General features: G+C 55.8%; 14 protein-coding genes. 4 read left to right on the top strand and 10 right to left on the bottom strand.

Annotated features, from left to right (window positions below):
• Window positions 1–124: 124 nt before the first annotated feature.
• Complete coding sequence (gene uvrB / locus MKX76_RS25480) at window positions 125–2116, bottom strand: excinuclease ABC subunit UvrB (protein ID WP_007132260.1); 1992 nt, start codon at window positions 2114–2116, stop codon at window positions 125–127.
• Window positions 2117–2423: 307 nt separating this feature from the next.
• Here uvrB and MKX76_RS25475 point away from each other — a divergent pair, with 307 nt between their 5' ends.
• Together MKX76_RS25475 and MKX76_RS25470 are read left to right on the top strand one after the other, a co-directional pair.
• Complete coding sequence (locus tag MKX76_RS25475; protein WP_144868663.1) at window positions 2424–3218, top strand: flagellar motor protein; 795 nt, start codon at window positions 2424–2426, stop codon at window positions 3216–3218.
• Window positions 3202–4014, top strand: a complete 813-nt coding sequence (locus MKX76_RS25470) for a flagellar motor protein MotB (protein WP_007132262.1) — start codon at window positions 3202–3204, stop codon at window positions 4012–4014. The genes MKX76_RS25475 and MKX76_RS25470 overlap by 17 nt, the downstream gene beginning before the upstream one ends.
• Window positions 4015–4192: 178 nt before the next feature.
• Here MKX76_RS25470 and MKX76_RS25465 read toward each other — a convergent pair whose 3' ends face one another.
• Genes MKX76_RS25465 through MKX76_RS25455 form a run of 3 tightly spaced genes read right to left on the bottom strand, consistent with a single transcriptional unit; the run spans window position 4193 to window position 7518 of the window.
• On the bottom strand, window positions 4193–5356 hold the full coding sequence (locus tag MKX76_RS25465) for an ABC transporter permease (RefSeq protein ID WP_341034802.1): 1164 nt from the start codon (window positions 5354–5356) through the stop codon (window positions 4193–4195).
• A complete protein-coding gene (locus MKX76_RS25460) occupies window positions 5349–6527 on the bottom strand; it encodes an ABC transporter permease (protein ID WP_341034801.1) in 1179 nt (392 codons plus the stop codon). The genes MKX76_RS25465 and MKX76_RS25460 overlap by 8 nt, the downstream gene beginning before the upstream one ends.
• Before the next feature lie 43 nt (window positions 6528–6570).
• Window positions 6571–7518, bottom strand: a complete 948-nt coding sequence (locus tag MKX76_RS25455) for an ABC transporter ATP-binding protein (RefSeq protein ID WP_432806738.1) — start codon at window positions 7516–7518, stop codon at window positions 6571–6573.
• A gap of 183 nt (window positions 7519–7701) precedes the next feature.
• Between MKX76_RS25455 and MKX76_RS25450 the strand changes: the two genes are divergently transcribed.
• Window positions 7702–8865, top strand: a complete 1164-nt coding sequence (locus MKX76_RS25450) for a sensor histidine kinase (RefSeq protein WP_251535733.1) — start codon at window positions 7702–7704, stop codon at window positions 8863–8865.
• 52 nt (window positions 8866–8917) lie between these two features.
• Window positions 8918–9571 (top strand): response regulator transcription factor, encoded by a 654-nt coding sequence (locus tag MKX76_RS25445; RefSeq protein ID WP_341034800.1) that lies wholly within the window; start codon window positions 8918–8920, stop codon window positions 9569–9571.
• 323 nt (window positions 9572–9894) lie between these two features.
• Here MKX76_RS25445 and MKX76_RS25440 read toward each other — a convergent pair whose 3' ends face one another.
• The 6 genes from MKX76_RS25440 to ftsE all read right to left on the bottom strand — a co-directional run bounded on the left by MKX76_RS25440 (window position 9895) and on the right by ftsE (window position 17026).
• On the bottom strand, window positions 9895–11022 hold the full coding sequence (locus tag MKX76_RS25440) for a hypothetical protein (RefSeq protein WP_341034799.1): 1128 nt from the start codon (window positions 11020–11022) through the stop codon (window positions 9895–9897).
• A gap of 144 nt (window positions 11023–11166) precedes the next feature.
• Window positions 11167–12486, bottom strand: coding sequence for a PDZ domain-containing protein (locus MKX76_RS25435; protein WP_341034798.1), 1320 nt, complete (start codon window positions 12484–12486; stop codon window positions 11167–11169).
• A gap of 58 nt (window positions 12487–12544) precedes the next feature.
• Window positions 12545–14014 carry a S41 family peptidase gene (locus tag MKX76_RS25430; protein ID WP_007132271.1) on the bottom strand — a complete coding sequence of 490 codons (1470 nt, stop codon included), beginning with the start codon at window positions 14012–14014 and terminating at the stop codon, window positions 12545–12547.
• 126 nt (window positions 14015–14140) lie between these two features.
• Entirely contained in the window at window positions 14141–15415 is a 1275-nt protein-coding gene (locus tag MKX76_RS25425; protein WP_341034797.1) for a murein hydrolase activator EnvC family protein, read from the bottom strand.
• A 26-nt stretch (window positions 15416–15441) separates the two neighbouring features.
• On the bottom strand, window positions 15442–16350 hold the full coding sequence (ftsX, locus tag MKX76_RS25420) for a permease-like cell division protein FtsX (protein WP_007132273.1): 909 nt from the start codon (window positions 16348–16350) through the stop codon (window positions 15442–15444).
• Window positions 16340–17026, bottom strand: a complete 687-nt coding sequence (gene ftsE, locus MKX76_RS25415) for a cell division ATP-binding protein FtsE (RefSeq protein WP_007132274.1) — start codon at window positions 17024–17026, stop codon at window positions 16340–16342. Before ftsE ends, ftsX begins: the two co-directional genes overlap by 11 nt.
• Window positions 17027–17079 lie beyond the last annotated feature (53 nt).

Below are 17079 nucleotides of genomic sequence, written 5' to 3'. Positions count from 1 at the left end.
CAAGAAGAACGACCGCCCGGGCCGTCCTCCTTGTTATCCAAATCCAAAATCCAGCATAATGCCCGCGGGAAGCTAATTGCCGGGCATGACTCGCCTAATGCGGAGCTCCGATAAGATAAGCTCCTTACTCGGCTTGAAGCTCCAGCAGCGCATCCCGAAGCTCTGCGGCACGCTCGAACTGGAGATTCTTCGCGGCTTCCTTCATTTCGGCTTCCAGACGCTGAATCAGGCTTTGACGCTCCTTCTTCGACATCTTCTGCTTGTCGCCGGCCAAATAGTCCGCCTTGCCCTCGGCCACCTTCGTCGCTTCAATGACGTCCCGCACCTTCTTGCGGATCGTCTGCGGCGTAATGCCGTGCTTCTCGTTGTAGGCAACCTGAATGCTGCGGCGGCGCTCCGTCTCCTTAATCGCCCGATCCATCGAATCGGTGATCTTGTCTCCGTACATGATGACCTTGCCGTCCGAGTTCCGGGCGGCGCGGCCGATCGTCTGGATCAGGGACCGGTCGGAGCGGAGGAAGCCTTCCTTATCCGCGTCCAGAATCGCTACCAGGGACACCTCCGGCAGGTCAAGGCCTTCCCGGAGTAGGTTAATTCCGACCAATACGTGGAACGTCCCCAAGCGCAGGTCGCGCAGGATCTGCATCCGCTCCAGCGTCTTAATATCGGAGTGCATGTAGCGGACCTTGATGCCAATCTCCTTGAGGTAATCGGTCAAGTCTTCCGCCATCTTCTTCGTAAGCGTCGTAATCAGCACACGTTCGTCACGGTCAACCCGCTCCCGGATCTCGCCGATCAGATCGTCGATCTGCCCTTCCGTCGGCCGCACGTCAATGATCGGATCGAGCAGCCCGGTCGGCCGGATGATCTGCTCCACCATCGTATCGCAGTGCTCAAGCTCATAAGGCCCCGGCGTTGCGGATACATAGATAATCTGGTTGACCTTCTCCTCGAACTCCTCGAACTTCAGTGGACGGTTATCGAGCGCCGACGGCAGGCGGAACCCGTGCTCCACGAGCACTGTCTTCCTTGCGCGGTCGCCGTTGTACATGGCCCGGATCTGCGGCAGCGTCACGTGCGATTCGTCGATCACGATCAGCATGTCGTCCGGGAAATAATCGAGCAGCGTATACGGGGTTGCCCCCGGCTCCCGGAACGTCAGCGGCCCCGAATAGTTCTCGATGCCGGAGCAGAATCCGACTTCCTTCATCATCTCGATATCATAACGCGTACGCTGCTCCAGCCGCTGCGCTTCGAGCAGCTTGCCCTCGGAGCGGAGCTGCTCAAGGCGCTCCTCCAGCTCCCGCTCGATATTGATCAGCGCAACCCGCATCGTCTCTTCGCGGGTTACGAAGTGGGAGGCCGGGAAGATCGCAATATGCTCGCGCTCTCCGACCAGCTCTCCCGTCAGGACGTCAATCTCCGTGATTCGCTCGATTTCGTCGCCGAACAGCTCGACGCGAACCGCATGCTCGCCCTTCGAGGCAGGGAATATCTCGATGACGTCTCCGCGGACGCGGAACGTGCCGCGCACGAAATTGATATCGTTGCGCTGGTACTGAATATCAACAAGCCGCGCCAGAATCTGATTGCGCGGCTTCTCCATGCCTACCCGGAGCGAGAGCAGCAATTCCCCGTATTCCTTCGGCGATCCCAAGCCGTAAATGCACGATACGCTCGCAACGATGATGACATCCCGTCGCTCGAACAGCGAGCTCGTGGCCGAGTGACGAAGCTTGTCGATCTCTTCGTTGATGCTGGAATCCTTCTCGATATACGTATCTGAAGAAGGGATGTACGCTTCCGGCTGATAGTAATCGTAGTAGCTGACAAAGTAATCAACCGAATTGTTCGGGAAAAACTCCTTGAATTCGCTCGCCAGCTGTGCGGCAAGCGTCTTGTTATGCGCAATGACAAGGGTCGGCCGGTTGACTCTGGCGATGGTCTGCGCGATCGTAAACGTCTTGCCGGTTCCTGTTGCACCGAGCAGGGTCTGGTGCTTCTTCCCCTGGCGCAGCCCTTCAACCAGCTGCTCGATCGCAGCCGGCTGGTCGCCTTGCGGCTGGAACTCGGACTCAATCTCAAAGGATTTGGTACTGACAACTAAATCGCTCATTGTCCATCATCACCCTTATGCTCTAAAATGTAAATCATGCTAAAAGATATGTCGAAATCTCCCGATGATATAGATATTGGGAAATTAGTGGTGTCGGTTAACAGGAATAAGAATATCTGTTCCCGTCTCATTATACCCTTTACGTTTTTTTGATGCAAACAATTTCATGGAATATTCAGCAGCCCGCGATCCGGTAAATTTAGCGCGGGCAAACGTGCGCTTTTCGGTCCGTTTTAAATTGCCTTAAACGGTTTCTAGTGAGTTCAATCATGGTTCAACTATAAATAAAGGAGATGATTACAGCATTATGGATATAACAATCATTATCGGCATTCTGGCCGGACTCGCGGCCCTCATCGGAGGCTTCCTCTGGGAAGGCGGACATATCGGAGGGCTGATGCAGGGCGCGGCAGCGCTGATCGTGTTCGGCGGAACCGTGGCCGCTGTCCTCATCAGCTTCCCGCTCTCCCGTCTCCGAACCATCCCCGCCGCCCTCCGGCTGGCCTTCGGCCGCAGCGTCCGTTCACCGGGCGAGCTTATCGATTCGCTGGTCGATATGTCGGTCATTGCGCGAAGAGACGGCGTTCTGGCCTTGGAGCGCGTCTCGGACGAGCATGCCGATCCTTTTCTGAGAGAAGGGATGCAGATGGTCGTCGACGGCACCGATCCCGAAATGGTCCGCCAAATCCTTGAGCTTGAAATCCAGGCCGCCGAGCAGAAGCACGAAGGCTACGCTAAAATTTTCGAATCTGCCGGAGGCTATGCGCCCACGATGGGGATTATCGGAACCGTCATGGGATTGATCCATGTGCTCGGCAGTTTGCAGGAGCCCACGAATCTCGGCCCTTCGATTGCCGTCGCGTTCACAGCTACCTTATACGGTGTTGCGAGCGCCAATATTATCTTTTTGCCCATTGCAACGAAGATTAAAGCACGTTCCGAAGAAGAAATTGTAAATATGGAGCTCCTGCTGGAAGGCATTCTAGCCATTCAGAACGGAGAGCACCCGCTTATCGTCCGCAAGAAGCTGGCCTCCTTCGCATCGGCGGGCAGGTTGGATGGACCGGCATCAAGGGGGTTCGCCCATGAGTGGACCGAATAGACGGAGGCGGCGCTCCCGTCCGCAGGCTGGCGGCGATCAGCGCGACCGCTGGATGATCACCTATGCGGATCTGATTACTTTGCTGCTGATATTTTTTGTCGTCATGTATGGGATGAGCCGTTTGGATCCGGAAAAATATCAATTGGTCACCGAGTCGCTGCAGGCCACCTTTCAGAGCGGGGACAGTATTCTGGAGATGGGCTCCGGCATAACCGGCACGGCCGATACGGAGAACCACAAGAACCCTCCTTCTAAAGCTGAGGAAGACAGCGCCGATGATGCCGAAGACGCCGGGCCGTTAAGCGAGCGTGAGCTCGCCTTCCGCGCCCAGGAAGAGGAGCTGGCGAGCTTTATGGGACTCATTCAGCAATATGTGAAGGATAACCAGCTCGAGGACGATATTTTCATCTCGGACGAGCCCCAAGGAATCGCCATTACATTAAGCGACCGCTTCCTGTTCGATGTCGGCCGGGCGGAATTGAAGCCGGGTGCAGCTCCCGTGCTCGGCAAGCTGGCGAGCCTGTTCAAAAATTTGGATTCCACCGTCAGCATCGAAGGCCATACGGACGATGTGCCGATCGGACGCGGCTCCATCTACAAGGATAATTGGGAGCTTTCCGGCGCACGCGCCATGTCGGTGCTTCGCTTCTTCTTAGAGAAGGAAGGGCTGGATCCAGCGGACTTCCAGTATGCGGGATATGCGGATACAAGACCGGCCGCGGACAATACCACTCCTGAAGGCCGACAGAAAAACCGCCGGGTCGAGATCACCGTGCTGCGACAGCTTCGCCAGTAGCAGGCACCGACTCTCAACGTAGCACGGCATTCAAATCTTGCGAGTTGCCGATAAAGCACTCCCTTTCACATCATCAAAGGCCAGGCCGCAGGTTGCGGTCTGGCCTTTGATTTTCTTAGCTATCACGATCGGTACTCGTCAACGAAGCTCGACAGACGAATCATTACAAGAACCGGCTCTAAGCGGCGGTTCCTGTCCCGCTCTCGCTTGGCCGCAGAACGGCAGAGCCGACGGCGAGCAAAATGACGGCCATCAAGCCGAGGACCGCAAGCGGCAGGCTGATATCAGCGAGCGTGCCGCCGGTCGCGGCGATCTCCACCGCTTCAATCGCCCACTTTTGCGGAATAAAGTTGGCGAGTTTCTGCATGAACTCCGGCATGATGGCCAGCGGCCAGAAGCAGCCGCCCAGCATGCAGCTCGGCGTGACGATCATGGAATTGATCATCGCGGCATTTTGATCGTTGCGGATGAGTCCCGCGATCGTGCTGGCAAGCCCCAGCGACACCAGCATGAAGGCCATCAGGATGAGAAAGTGCAGCATGAACGGAATGCCGTACTCGTAACGCAGCACATACCGGCTGAGCAGAAGCACGATGATTACCTGCAGCGAACCGACGACAAGGCTCCCCAGAAAGTTGCCGAGCGCGATCTCGTATGCCCGGACCGGTGCCGTATACATCCGCGACAGCGTGCGCTGCCTCCGGTCGTCCAATATCATCGCCACGACGCTCGAGATCAGGGTCATCATGAACATAAGCGTAAATCCCGTCACATTCGACAAGCCCGGCTTGGCGTACAGATTCAGATCCGTCACCTTCGTATCCACCCGCTTCTTGGCGGATTGCTCCAGCACCTGGCTCAGCGCTTGCATGCGGCCCTCACCCGAGTCAGACATTTCCCGGATTGCTGAGGCCGATCCGTTCAGACGCTTAACCGTTGAATCGGCGGTCATGCGGATCATGACCGATGCTTCCGACGTTGATACTTCATACACCTTGACGCTCGGCGATCCCCCTTCCATGATTCCGTCGCTGAAGCTTCGGGGAACATAAACGCCGACCGTGCTTTTATTCTGAAGCAGCTCCTCGCGCAGCACATCCTCGGAAGCCGACTCCTTCAGCACATATTGTCCGCTGTGCTCCAGCTGCTCCATCAAGTATTTCCCTGCAGGACCTTCGTCCTCATTCACATAGGAGACAATGATACCGGCTGCCGTCGTTCTGCCCAGCAGAAACACCGTCAGCGTGACGACGACACAGGGCACCAGGACAAAGACAATCCAGCCCCGTCTCCGCCCAAGCGTCCGTTTCACCATATTCCAGGCGATAATCAAGCTAGGCATGGTATCCCACCTTTCGGTACGTGATCATGGCAAAGGCCGACAGCACGGCCGTTATGATCGCCAGCATCCCGATGCAGGAGAGGACGAGGCCGGTCTCGCTGTCCAGCATCATCCGCAGCATGCTCTGCATCGCCCAGTGGTTGACCGTAAAGGCTGCGATCTTCTGAAAAAACTCCACCGGCAGCGGCATAAAGCCTCCGCTGACAAACGTCATGGCGATGATTATGGCCTGCATCAGGCCCCTGGCTCCGGCCGCCGTGCGGGACACGAACGTAATGAGCGCCGCAATCGTCATGGACGACAAGGTGAGCAGGACGCAGACCGTGATCAGCAGGAGCGGATGCCCTCCCCACTTCACGCCATAAAGCCACATCGATCCAAGCACAATGACAGCTGCTTTCACAAACGTGATCAGACTGCACCCAATGATTTTGCCGGCAAAAATCGTGCCGGGGGATACCGGTGCACTTTGCAGCCGGTACAGGGTCCGGCTCTCCCGCTCGCCCAGCAGGCTGCTGCTTGCCATCAGGCCTGAATACAGCAGAAACATGACCAACATGGAAGCCGCATAGTATTGAGCGGCAGAATAAGACCCGCCCTTTTCGCCCAATTGTCCAACCTCCACGCTAGCTCCGCCTGGCTTCCCATCGGAAGCCGATGCGGGTACCGCCAACGACGGCGAGCCGCCGAGCACGATGGCCTCCGCCTGTTTATGATTCGCGTCCGCCATAAATGTTGTAAAGACGGTATCCGCCACGAGATTCAGATTATAGTCTCTGCCGGGAAGCAGCTCCAGCTTCACCGCTTCTCCCCGTCCCATCCGCTCGTCGAAAGCTTCCGGGATCACAACCGCATAATCCAGCTCTCCCCGGCGGAGCTTGCCTATCGCTTCCTCACGGTTTGACAGGACATGCTGAACGATAATATCTTGCAACTCCCGTACATTCACAAGCCCAATCATACTTGCAGGGAGCTCCCCCTGCGCTTCGGGCAGAATAAAGCCCACATTCACCGGCGGCTGCTCAAATTCCTTTTCGTTGCCGAACCAGCCGGATAGCGCGTTACCTAATATAAAGATCAGAATAAGCGGCAGCAAAAATTGATTGATCAGCACCGTCCGGCTCGTAGCCATTCGCTTGAGCTCAAACCAGGCGATAATCGCAGTATTCATGGTTTGTTTTCTCCCTTCATGTATCCGGAGACCTCCGGCCTGTCTAGTCCCGCAGCTTCCGTCCAGTCAGGCTGAGAAACAGCGTCTCCAAGTCAGGCTCCTCGCACTGCAGCGATCGGAGCGTCGTGCCGTGCTTGCCGCAAATGAACAGAATATCCTGCAGCTCCTCTTGCGCCGATGGAACATAAATCTCGAGCCGATGATCAAGTTGCGTAACGCGCCCGACGCGCGGATGAAGCTTCATCTCCTGGATAAGCTCCTCCGTGACCCCATCTGCCGTGAGGATAATGCGCTCCTCTTGAGCCACCCGGGCCCGCAGCTCCTGCTGCGTACCGCAGGCGATGACATGACCTTGGTCCATAATGGCCACCCGGTCGCTGATCGCGGCAACCTCCTCCATATAATGGCTGGTATAAATGACCGTCGAGCCCATCTCATTCAACGTCCGGACAGACTCCAGGATATGATTGCGCGACTGTGGATCAATGCCTACCGTCGGTTCATCCATGATGATGAGCTTCGGGCGATGGGTAATCGAGCAGGCGATGTTCAGCCGTCGCTTCATCCCGCCGGAAAAGGTCGACGGCCGGTCCTTGGCCCGATCCTGCAGTCCGACGAACGTCAATGCCTCCTCCACCCGTTCCTTCAGCTGCTGCCCCCGAAGTCCGTACAATTTTGCAAAAAAAGCGACGTTGTCCATCGCGGACATTTCCTCGTACAAGGCGAGATCCTGCGGAACCAATCCGATTCTTCGCTTCACCTCAAGCGGCTGATCCTCAATCGATATGCCATCGACCTTGATGCTCCCCTGATCCTTCGGCAGCAGGCCGCAGATCATGCTGATGGACGTGCTTTTCCCAGCCCCGTTCGGCCCGAGCAGCCCGAAAATTTCCCCTTCCTGTACCTCCAGGTTCAGGTGGTCCACCGACAGCTTGCTACCATATCGTTTCACGACATCCTTCATTTCCAGAAAGACCGCCATTCGTACCATCTCCGTTTCCTCAATTCAGCTTTCTGACATTCATTGTATACAAGTTCGTCGTTTCCTTCAGGTAGAAGAAGTCACCTTATGGGGTGACCAAAGTCATCTCCTATCGCTCGAATGTCCTGTGATATAATGAAGCCACTGATGGACCGGAAGATATTAGTTTATGAAAAAGGTTGCTGATCGCACATGTCTTCTCCTCTCGCTTATCTTCGTTACGGCTTGATTCTCCTTCCGGCCGCGGCCGATATGTTCCTTCAGCAGCTGGATGACTACGGGGAATATATGGTGTTCGTCCTCCTGTTTCTCGCGGTGACGGTGCTGAGCCGTTTCCTGCCCACCCCGCCCGGGGCCAAGGCGGCTGCGGTGGTTGAAATCGCGTTATCCTTGTGGCTGTGCCATCAATACGGATTCATGATGGTGTTCTTGTCCATGTCCACGATGTGCGTCTATCTGCCCCTGCTGGAGCGCTCTTGGCGGTGGTGGTTTGCCTTCGCTCACCTCGGGCTGCTGAACATCGCCATTGCCGGCTGGGATCCGCTCTTGACGACAACGGCCAATTTGTTATTTTTGTTCTTCGCGGCGGCTTTCGGCCAAATCCAGCAACTGTTTGAAAAACAAGCCGATCACATCAAGCTGTACGACGAGCTGAAGCGGCTGCATTTCCAGCAGGATGAAGCGGGCAGACAGCTGCTGCAATTCGCGCACCAGGTGGAACGGGCGGCGCAGGCCGAGGAACGGAACCGGATCTCCCGCCAGCTGCATGACGATATCGGCCACCGGCTGATCCGCATCAAAATGATGATGGAGGCGGTCGTCCATACCGTCCCCCGCGATTCCGCTCGCGGCATGGAGCTGCTGCACCAGATCCGGGACCAACTGGGCGACAGCATGGAACAGCTGCGTTCGGCCGTTAAGCAGATGAGCCCGCACCGGCGCATGGCCGATGATTATTCCCTGGACCGGCTCCTTGCCGAGACCGGAAAGGAAACCGGCATCGAAACCGACCTTGAGCTGCAAGGAATGCCCTATCCGCTCTATCCGAGCCAGCAGGTGGTATTATATAAGAACGCCCGCGAGGCGATCACGAATGCTCTCCGTCACGGAGGCGCCACGCATGTCCGAATTTTTCTGCACTATGGGGAAGATGAGGTTCGCATGGAGGTCAGCAACAACGGCAAAGTGCCGGAGCCGGCCGATGGTCCGGACCCGGGCCAAGGCAAGCAGGGCATCGGCCTCAGCGGCATGCTGGAGCGGACCAAGGTCGTTGGCGGAACGCTTACGGTACAGCAAAGCGCTCCGTTTACCGTGATCACCCGGCTGCCGGTTTACCGAAAGCGTGAGATCGTATAAAACGATCGATGAAGGAGCAAGCGTCCAATTTAAAGAAAAGGTAGTGCTTACCATGATTTCCGTACTGATTGTCGATGATGACCCGTTCATTCGGGAGAGCTTGAAGCTGCTCGTGGGGATGGATCCGGATATCGAAATAACCGGGGCGGCGGCTCACGGCGGGGAAGCGCTCGACTTGCTGGAAGGCGGGCTTGCGGCCGACGTCGTGCTGATGGACATCCGCATGCCGGTATGTGACGGCGTTGAAGGTACCTTGCGCATCAGGGAGAAATACCCCGACATCCGGGTGCTGATGCTGACCACGTTCGATGATGAGGATTATATTGCAGAGGCTTTGCGGAATGGGGCAAGCGGCTATCTGCTCAAGAACATCCCGCCGGACCGGATCATCCAGGGCATCAAAACCGTCCATGACGGCAATATGCTGATTCATCCCGATATCGCCCGCAAGCTGACCGGCATGCTCCGCCCTGCCGCGCAGCCCGCTCCCCAGACGCCGGCCAGGCTGGAGGCGTTCGGTTTGACGCCGGCGGAATGCAACATCGTTACCCTCATTGCCGACGGCCTGTCCAACAAGGAGATTGCCGGCCGGCTGTACCTGAGCGAGGGCACCGTTAAGAATTACGTGACCGATATTTTGGGCAAGCTCAGTCTGCGCGACCGGACGCAAATTGCGATCTTTTATTTGAAGAAAGTTCAGAGTTAACTAATAATCGATTTAACCGTCAATAAGGCCTGCAAAGCGGAGTCTTCCTTCATGGAAAGCCGCGCTTTGCAGGCCTTGAGTTATGATACGGTTTGGTTTGGTTCAAGGGTTTGCGATTTACGGTTTACGGTTTACGGTTTGCGATTTACGGTTTGCGATTTACGGTTTGCGATTTACGGTTAGCGATTTACGGTTTGCGATTTACGGTTTGCGATTTACGGTTTGCGATTTACGGTTAGCGGATTACAGTTACAGGCTACGGTTAGAGGTTACGATTACGGGTTACGGGTTCCATTTACGGTTTGGTTACGCGACTCTATGCTTCAGCGCTGCTCGGAAGCTCTCAGATTGAACCAGCGCTGCAGCTCCTTCACCGATTCGGTACGAAAGAGCAGGTCATCACGGTCGAACACGAGATAGACCGGCAATCTATCGAGCCCGAGCTCCAGCTTATAATCGACAGCATCTCCCTCACGGTATTCGATGGCGGAATAACCGCCATATAAAGCTCCAGGCACTTGTGCCGCAAGCTCATCCCATTGCTGGCTTGCGTCACTTCCCGCTTGATCCATAAGGACCGTATGGATTCCGCCCGGCCCTTGGGCAATCAACCTCCGGAGCTTTTCCTTCCTAGTCTGTTCAAGCCTTGTGACCTTATCTGCCCGTAAAGGCTGTTGGCTGCCATCTCGGTCATACCGGTAGCTTCCTCCCGCCGGCACAACATTCAGTTTATCTCCAGTCTTGATGGAGGACAGCTCCAGCCTTCTCTCCTGCTCGTCACGAAGCACCGTACCCTCATTGATGTTCACGCCTATCACGTGCCCGATGTCTTCAATAGCACCTCTCTTATCCCGGTTCACCCAAGCCGAAACGTCCAGCTCGATCCGCCTTGCATTGGCGTCCAGTGAACGCACCGTACCCGTTATGACATCATCCAGAAAATTAAAATGGAACCGTCCTTCCGGTTCCTGTACAATATCCACGGTTTGTGCCAGGCGAACGGGGGGACGCATATCCAGCTGCTCGTTCGTCGATACCGCCTTTACGCGCTGACCGCGCCGGATGAGATCAAACTGCTCCCGGCTTACCTCATACCACGCTCCATTTGAAGCTACCGCCGCCCGCTCCAGATCGCGCTGCCTGCCATTCACTGCCGTCTGTTCATCGACCTCACGAAGGATCAGAACTCGGTATTTGATCTTATTCGTGCCCAAGATCGTACTTTTTCCGGCTACCAGCCCTTCATACACGACCGCTTCCTCGGGCCCTGCCGCAGTTTCGGAATCTCTCGTGTCTGCATGGCTCGCGGCAACCCCCGTTGCCGGACCCTGTGGGGCTTCGTGCGCCGGCTTCGGCTGGGAAGATGATCCTCCCGACTCGCATCCAATGATCGATAACACCCCTGCGACGACAACGGTCCAAATCACAGCTGCATTAGATAATGAAGCCACTCCATTCCCCCCTCTACGCCATCACTGGCTATTTGTGGATACAGACGCACATGACTTCCATTAGGTTGCAAGTGAATTGAAGGACAGCCTGAAATGAAATAAAAAAACGATGCTTGTCTCTTCGACAAGCACCGTCATTCCCATTTATGAATGAAATCCCGCTTCTTCCGAGCGGCGAGCCTTCTCGCCCGCCGGATCCTTGCGAAACTTCTGGACATGCAGCTTGTTCGCCAGCAGCGTAATAAGACTTACCGGCTTCAATCGGGCGGCAATGCCATCGCGCGGATCCGGGGCTACGATCGCTCCCAGCTGATGATGGTCCCCGGCATAAATGGCGCGCTGCAAAAACTTGCTTTCGCCCTGATGGTTCTGAACCTCCAGCTTGCAAAAAGCCGGGTTTTGCCGGAGAGCGCCGTGAAGCTGCTCCTTGCTGTGGACCAGGGTACCGTTCACCTTCAGAATCGTCTCGCCCGGCTGAATGCCGAGCTCATGGGCCGGGCTATCCGGCAGAACAGCCAGCACCCGTAATCCGCGAACGGGATGCACAAATACCGGACTGCGCTGCTGCTCTTCATACCGGCTGTACCATACCAAGCCTTCATGCAGCAGCAGAGCGGCCAATGCCGCAATCAGGGTCAACGGCGACCACCATTCGGCAAGCATGCTCAATGCGAGCACGACCGCGGCGTAAATGATCAGCCGCTTGGAGGTGATCGCCGCCTTCTCCTTGGGCAGCATGCTCTGCGTCATCTCGCCGAAGCCGATGACGACCGGCAGCGCCATCATCATAAATCCGCCGCTCCACGCATCCCCGCCGAAGAACGGCGTCCACGGAAGCACGGCCCCTCCGCCGGCGGCAGGTACAAGCATGAACAGCGGCAGCGGCCAGAAGCTCTGCATATGATAGCCGCCGACCAGCTTGCCCCGCTTCCCTTCCAGGAACAGCGGCGTCGCAAAGCTTGACCCCTGCAGCTTGACCAGAACGGCTTCGGCGAAATGCAGCACGGCAGCCAGCGCCAGCAGGGCCGGAATATCCAGGCTGCGGATGGTGGACAGCACCGCATGAGCCCATCCCTCCGCTGCCAGATTCGGAAACCAGCTCAACACGAACTGGAGGATGCCGAGCAGTCCGATGGAATAAGCAAAGCACAAATACCGGATATGAAACAGCATCAAGATCAATGAGGTGACCCAGATGCAGATAATCGCCCCCAGGCTTAGGCTTACCCCCAGGAAAGCGACTGCGACAGACACCGCAAGCCCTGCCAGCAATCCGCCGAGAAATGTCCGCCAGGTTTGCAATCCCCAGGAATGCAAGCGTACATGAAACAGTTTACGCTCCAGGAGTACCTGCCTCCGGTAGAGCAGCATAACGAATAGGATCGAAATATAATAAAAGGGCTGCGTCAGAAGTTGCAAGCCTGCATCCATCCCACGCATCAGCAGTTGTACCAGCGTTTCCAACAGCCAGCCACGCTCCTTTCTCGAATCAAAGAAAAAAGAAGGCTAAGTTGCAGCCTTCTTATGGTTTCGACGCTCTTGCCGCGATTTCCTTCCGAACTTCGGAAAGTCCGCGATTCAGTTGATTATCCACTTTCGGATCCTGAATCTTCTCGATCAGTGCTGCCTCCAGACTTTCCGCCGTCGCACTGTTAAGGACGCCGTCGGATTTCAGCTTATGCTTGCTCTGGAAGCTCTTGACGGCCTTCTCTGTCGCCCGGTCGAAATATCCGTCGGTGCGACCCGGATCAAAGCCGAGGGCCTCCAGCATGATTTGGGCATTCTTGACGTCGCTGCTGTTCGCGTCATACTTGTAGGTCTTCTTCTTGTCAATCGGGGCGACCGTAAAGTATTCCGGCTGGTCTACTTTAATATCCGGTTCAATCCCCTTCTCATGAATCCAGGTGCCGTTCGGCGTGAGCCACTTCGCAATGGTGACCTTCAACAGGCTGCCGTCGCCAAGCTGCTTCTCGAAGCTGGTCTGAACGGTCCCTTTGCCGAAGGAATGCTCGCCGACCAAGGTCGCACCTGCCGATTCCTGAAGTGCTCCGGCCAAAATTTCAGATGCACTTGCGCTGCCCTTGTTCATCAGAACGGTGATCGGATAAGGCTTCGCCTGCCCGTTCGACACATGCTTTTCCCGTTTCTTGTCTTTGTCTTCAACTTGGACGATCAACTTGCCTTTCGGCACAAAATTCTCGGTGATCCCGATGACCTCGGACAGAACGCCGCCCGGATTGTTCCGCACATCGATCACGAGGCCCTTCATGCCCTGCTTCTCCAGCTTCTCAAGCTCTTCCGTAAAGCGTTCACCGGTATTTGATGAGAATTGGGTAATCTCGATAATCCCGATGCCGTCCTTCTCCATCCGGGCGGTCACCGTCTCCAGGCTAACATCATCCCGAACAATGACAAGCTCGATCGGCTCATCGGAGCCTGCGCGCTTAATCTTCAGTACAGCTTTGGAGCCTTTCGGACCGCGGATTTTGGCTACCGCCGCGTTCAGGTCGAGGCCTTGCAGCGATTCGCCGTTCACGGACAATATGGTGTCCTTCGCCCGAATGCCTGCTTTATCTGCCGGGGATCCCTTGATCGGCGATACGACGACGACATTGCCGTCCTGCGAGGATACTTCAGCGCCGATCCCGCTAAAGGATCCTGCGATGCTCTCCGTGAATTGCTTCGCGGATTCCTCGCCCATATAGTTGGAATACGGATCGCCAAGGGCTTCCATCATTCCGTTAATCGCCCCGTCAACCAGCTTCGACCGGTCGACGTCCTTATAATAATTGTCTTCGATCAGGTCCAGCGCCGTACCGAGCTTCCTTGCCTCGGCATCATCGAGCCCGCTGCGATTCGAAATGCTCGCCAGAAGACCTTCACCGTTTCCGGTCTGCTGCGCAGCCGGCAGCTGGGTCAATGCCATGGTTATGAGTACACCGCACAGCATAGCGGCAACCATTAGAAAGACAACCGTTCGTTTTTTCAGCATGTACTTCACCGCCTTTGTACATTTCAACTGCTCTTTCGGGAATCCCGTCCACCTAGTATATGATAGGCTTACCGGGAATATTTATACAGCGGTACGAAGCATGTGTGGCGCAGATTCGCCCTGCCGTTACAGGTAAGGCCCAGGATTAACAGGCGATCCGTTAACCCGTACTTCGAAGTGAAGATGCGGTCCGGTACTTTGACCGGTCGAACCGACCTCGGCAATCTTCTGGCCTCTGGACACCTTGTCGCCCTCACTCACCATGATGCCGCCGTTGCGGATATGTCCGTACAAGGTCCATACGCCGCCCCCATGATCAACAATAACACAGTTTCCGTAACCGCTCCACCATTCGGCCAGAATGACGGTGCCGCTCTCGGCTGCCCGGATCTCCGTTCCTTGCGGAGCAGCAAAATCTTGACCGGTATGCATCTTGCCGACCTCACCCGTTACCGGATGCACCCGCGGGCCATAGCCCGATGAGAGTCTTGCCCCCGATACCGGAAGCGCAAACGGACCTCCGTTGCCGGTAAATCCGCCTCCCTTGCTTCCGCCAAGCTTGGTTGCCTTCGCCCGTTTCGCCGCCGCGGCGGCTGCCGCTTTCGCAGCAGCTGCTCTGCGTGCAGCCTCTTCAGCCGCCAGCTTGTTCTTCTCTTTCTGCAGATCCGATCGTTTGCTGGCCAAGGCCACCAGCATCTGGTCCTGCTCCTTGGTCAAAATCTCCGCGTCCTCGATCTCTTGATCATATTGGGCGAGAAGCACGCGCTTCTCCTTTTCCTTCTCATTCAGGAGGCTCTTGCGGTCTTCCATCTGTGCGTACAGATCTTTCGCCGTCGCATACTGGGTCTCGAGCTGTTTCTTCTTCTCGATGACAAGGAGCTTGTCCTGTTTATGCTGCACGAGCAAATTCTGGTCCTGATTGACGATCGTCTTTAAAGAATCCGCCCGCTCCAGGAAATCGCTGAAGCTTGTGGAGGAGAGCAGCACATCAAGATAGGAAGGCTGCCCGTCCATATAGATCAGACGAATGCGGGATTCCAGCAGCTTCTCGCGGGAAGCGATGCGCTCCTCGGCCGCTTCAAGCTCCTTCGTCGTCGTTCTCAGATTATCCTCGGTTTCCTCGATCTTCATCGATATCTTCATCAGCTCGTTGCTGACGATGCTGATTTGTTCCATGACATATTTCAGGTTTTTGGTCGTCTTTTTCTTATAATGCTGCGCTTCCTTCTTCTCCTCGGCAGCCTTGCTCTTCTGGGCTCTGGCCTCGCGGACCTGCTCCTGCAGCACTTTCAGCTCACGGTCGACGTCGGCTGCGGTCTTCTTCTCAGCTTGTCCGTCAGAGGGTTGGATCATAACAGAGGCCAATAATAAGGCTGCTACTCCAGCGGCGATTTTCTTCAACGTTCGCTCCCCATCCTTTACCTGGTTTAGACTTTCAAAAACTTACGGATCGACATGGTGCTGCCCCAGACTCCGATCGCAACACCGAGCACAATGATGATTCCGCCGAGCCACAACCACAGGTCTCCAAGCGGGATCAGGCTCTTGGCAAGCGTCATATCGGTCTGAGCGGCCGCATACAAGCGTCCGTATCCGACAAACAACAGGGTCACCGTGACAATCGAGCCGACGAGGCCGATCAATGCCCCCTCGACGAAAAACGGCCAGCGAATGAAGCTGTTGGTCGCACCGACCAGCTTCATAATGCCGATCTCACGTCTGCGGGCCAGAATGGTAACACGGATCGTATTCGAAATCAGGAACATCGACATCAGTCCCAGTCCGGCGACGAATATGAAGCCGATATTCCGGACCGTCCGCGTGATTTTGAACAGCGTTTCCACCGTTCCTTCGCCGTACTTGACGCGCATGATCGGCTCCTCCGCGTACTTCTCGTTCAAAGCGCTAATCTTGTCGGCAACGAAGCCGACGGTCGTAGGCTCGATGACGGATACCTCAAACGCATCCGGCAGCGGGTTCTGGTCCTCTTCGCTGAAGCCCTCCAGCCATTCCGAGCCGAGGCTCTCCTCCAGCTCCTTCATCCCGTCTTCCTTGGATACGAATTTAATCGAGCTGACCTCCGGCATCGTCTCGATCTCGCTGCGGATCTTCTCCCGAAGCGCCTCGTCGACATTCAGATTCAAGTAGGTGTTGATCTGCACATTACTATCTGCTTTATCGGCTAACGCGTTTACGTTCATTACAAGCAGCATGAACACACCCAATATAAATAACGACACCACGATGGAAGTTACCGATGCGACAGACATCCAGCCGTTGCGAAATATACTCTTCGCCCCTTCCCGCAGGTGCCGCAAGAAGGTTCTAAAACTCATACCCGTATTCTCCTCTCAGCTGGTCGCGCACGATCTGTCCGCGCTCGATGGCTAGTACGCGTTTGCGCATGGTGTTGACGATTTCCTTGTTATGCGTGGCCATGACAATCGTTGTGCCGCGAAAATTGATCTCGTCCAGCAGCTGCATGATTTCCCAAGATGTCTCCGGATCCAGGTTCCCGGTAGGCTCGTCCGCAATAATGACCGACGGATTGTTCACGATCGCCCGCGCGATTGCAATCCGCTGCTGCTCGCCGCCGGATAGCTGGGAAGGCTCGCGGTTCGCCTTGGCCTTCAGCCCGACAAGCTCCAGCACTTCCATCACCCGTTTCTTGATGATTCGCTGCGGCGCCTCGATGACTTCCATGGCAAAAGCTACATTTTCGTAAGCTGTCAGCTTTGGCAGCAGGCGGTAGTCCTGGAAAACCACCCCGATATTGCGCCGAACATAGGGGATTTTGCGCTGCTTCAGCTTCCCGATATTGAATCCGTTCACGGAAATTTGCCCCTTGGTAGGCACTTCTTCTCTATAAATAAGCTTCATAAACGTCGACTTTCCCGCACCGGACGGTCCGACGACATAGACAAATTCATTCCGGTTGATCTTAACCGACACGCCTTGCAGCGCATGAGCGCCGTTCGGGTAAGTCTTCCAAACGTCTTGCATTTCAATCACTAAGAATCACTTCCCAATCCATAATTAGCCTTTATAATTTCGACAGCTTCCAT

Source organism: Paenibacillus sp. FSL R5-0810, from assembly GCF_038002285.1.
GTDB lineage: Bacteria > Bacillota > Bacilli > Paenibacillales > Paenibacillaceae > Paenibacillus_AQ > Paenibacillus_AQ lactis.
The sequence above is the reverse complement of the archived record's forward strand: the minus strand, read 5'-3'. Positions and strand labels throughout refer to the sequence as shown.

Coding starts and splice junctions, on each gene's coding strand:
- uvrB (WP_007132260.1), bottom strand. CDS start 2,116: ATGAGCGATTTAGTTGTCAGTACCAAATCCTTTGAGATTGAGTCCGAG.
- MKX76_RS25475 (WP_144868663.1), top strand. CDS start 2,424: ATGGATATAACAATCATTATCGGCATTCTGGCCGGACTCGCGGCCCTC.
- MKX76_RS25470 (WP_007132262.1), top strand. CDS start 3,202: ATGAGTGGACCGAATAGACGGAGGCGGCGCTCCCGTCCGCAGGCTGGC.
- MKX76_RS25465 (WP_341034802.1), bottom strand. CDS start 5,356: ATGCCTAGCTTGATTATCGCCTGGAATATGGTGAAACGGACGCTTGGG.
- MKX76_RS25460 (WP_341034801.1), bottom strand. CDS start 6,527: ATGAATACTGCGATTATCGCCTGGTTTGAGCTCAAGCGAATGGCTACG.
- MKX76_RS25455 (WP_432806738.1), bottom strand. CDS start 7,518: ATGGTACGAATGGCGGTCTTTCTGGAAATGAAGGATGTCGTGAAACGA.
- MKX76_RS25450 (WP_251535733.1), top strand. CDS start 7,702: ATGTCTTCTCCTCTCGCTTATCTTCGTTACGGCTTGATTCTCCTTCCG.
- MKX76_RS25445 (WP_341034800.1), top strand. CDS start 8,918: ATGATTTCCGTACTGATTGTCGATGATGACCCGTTCATTCGGGAGAGC.
- MKX76_RS25430 (WP_007132271.1), bottom strand. CDS start 14,014: ATGCTGAAAAAACGAACGGTTGTCTTTCTAATGGTTGCCGCTATGCTG.
- ftsX (WP_007132273.1), bottom strand. CDS start 16,350: ATGAGTTTTAGAACCTTCTTGCGGCACCTGCGGGAAGGGGCGAAGAGT.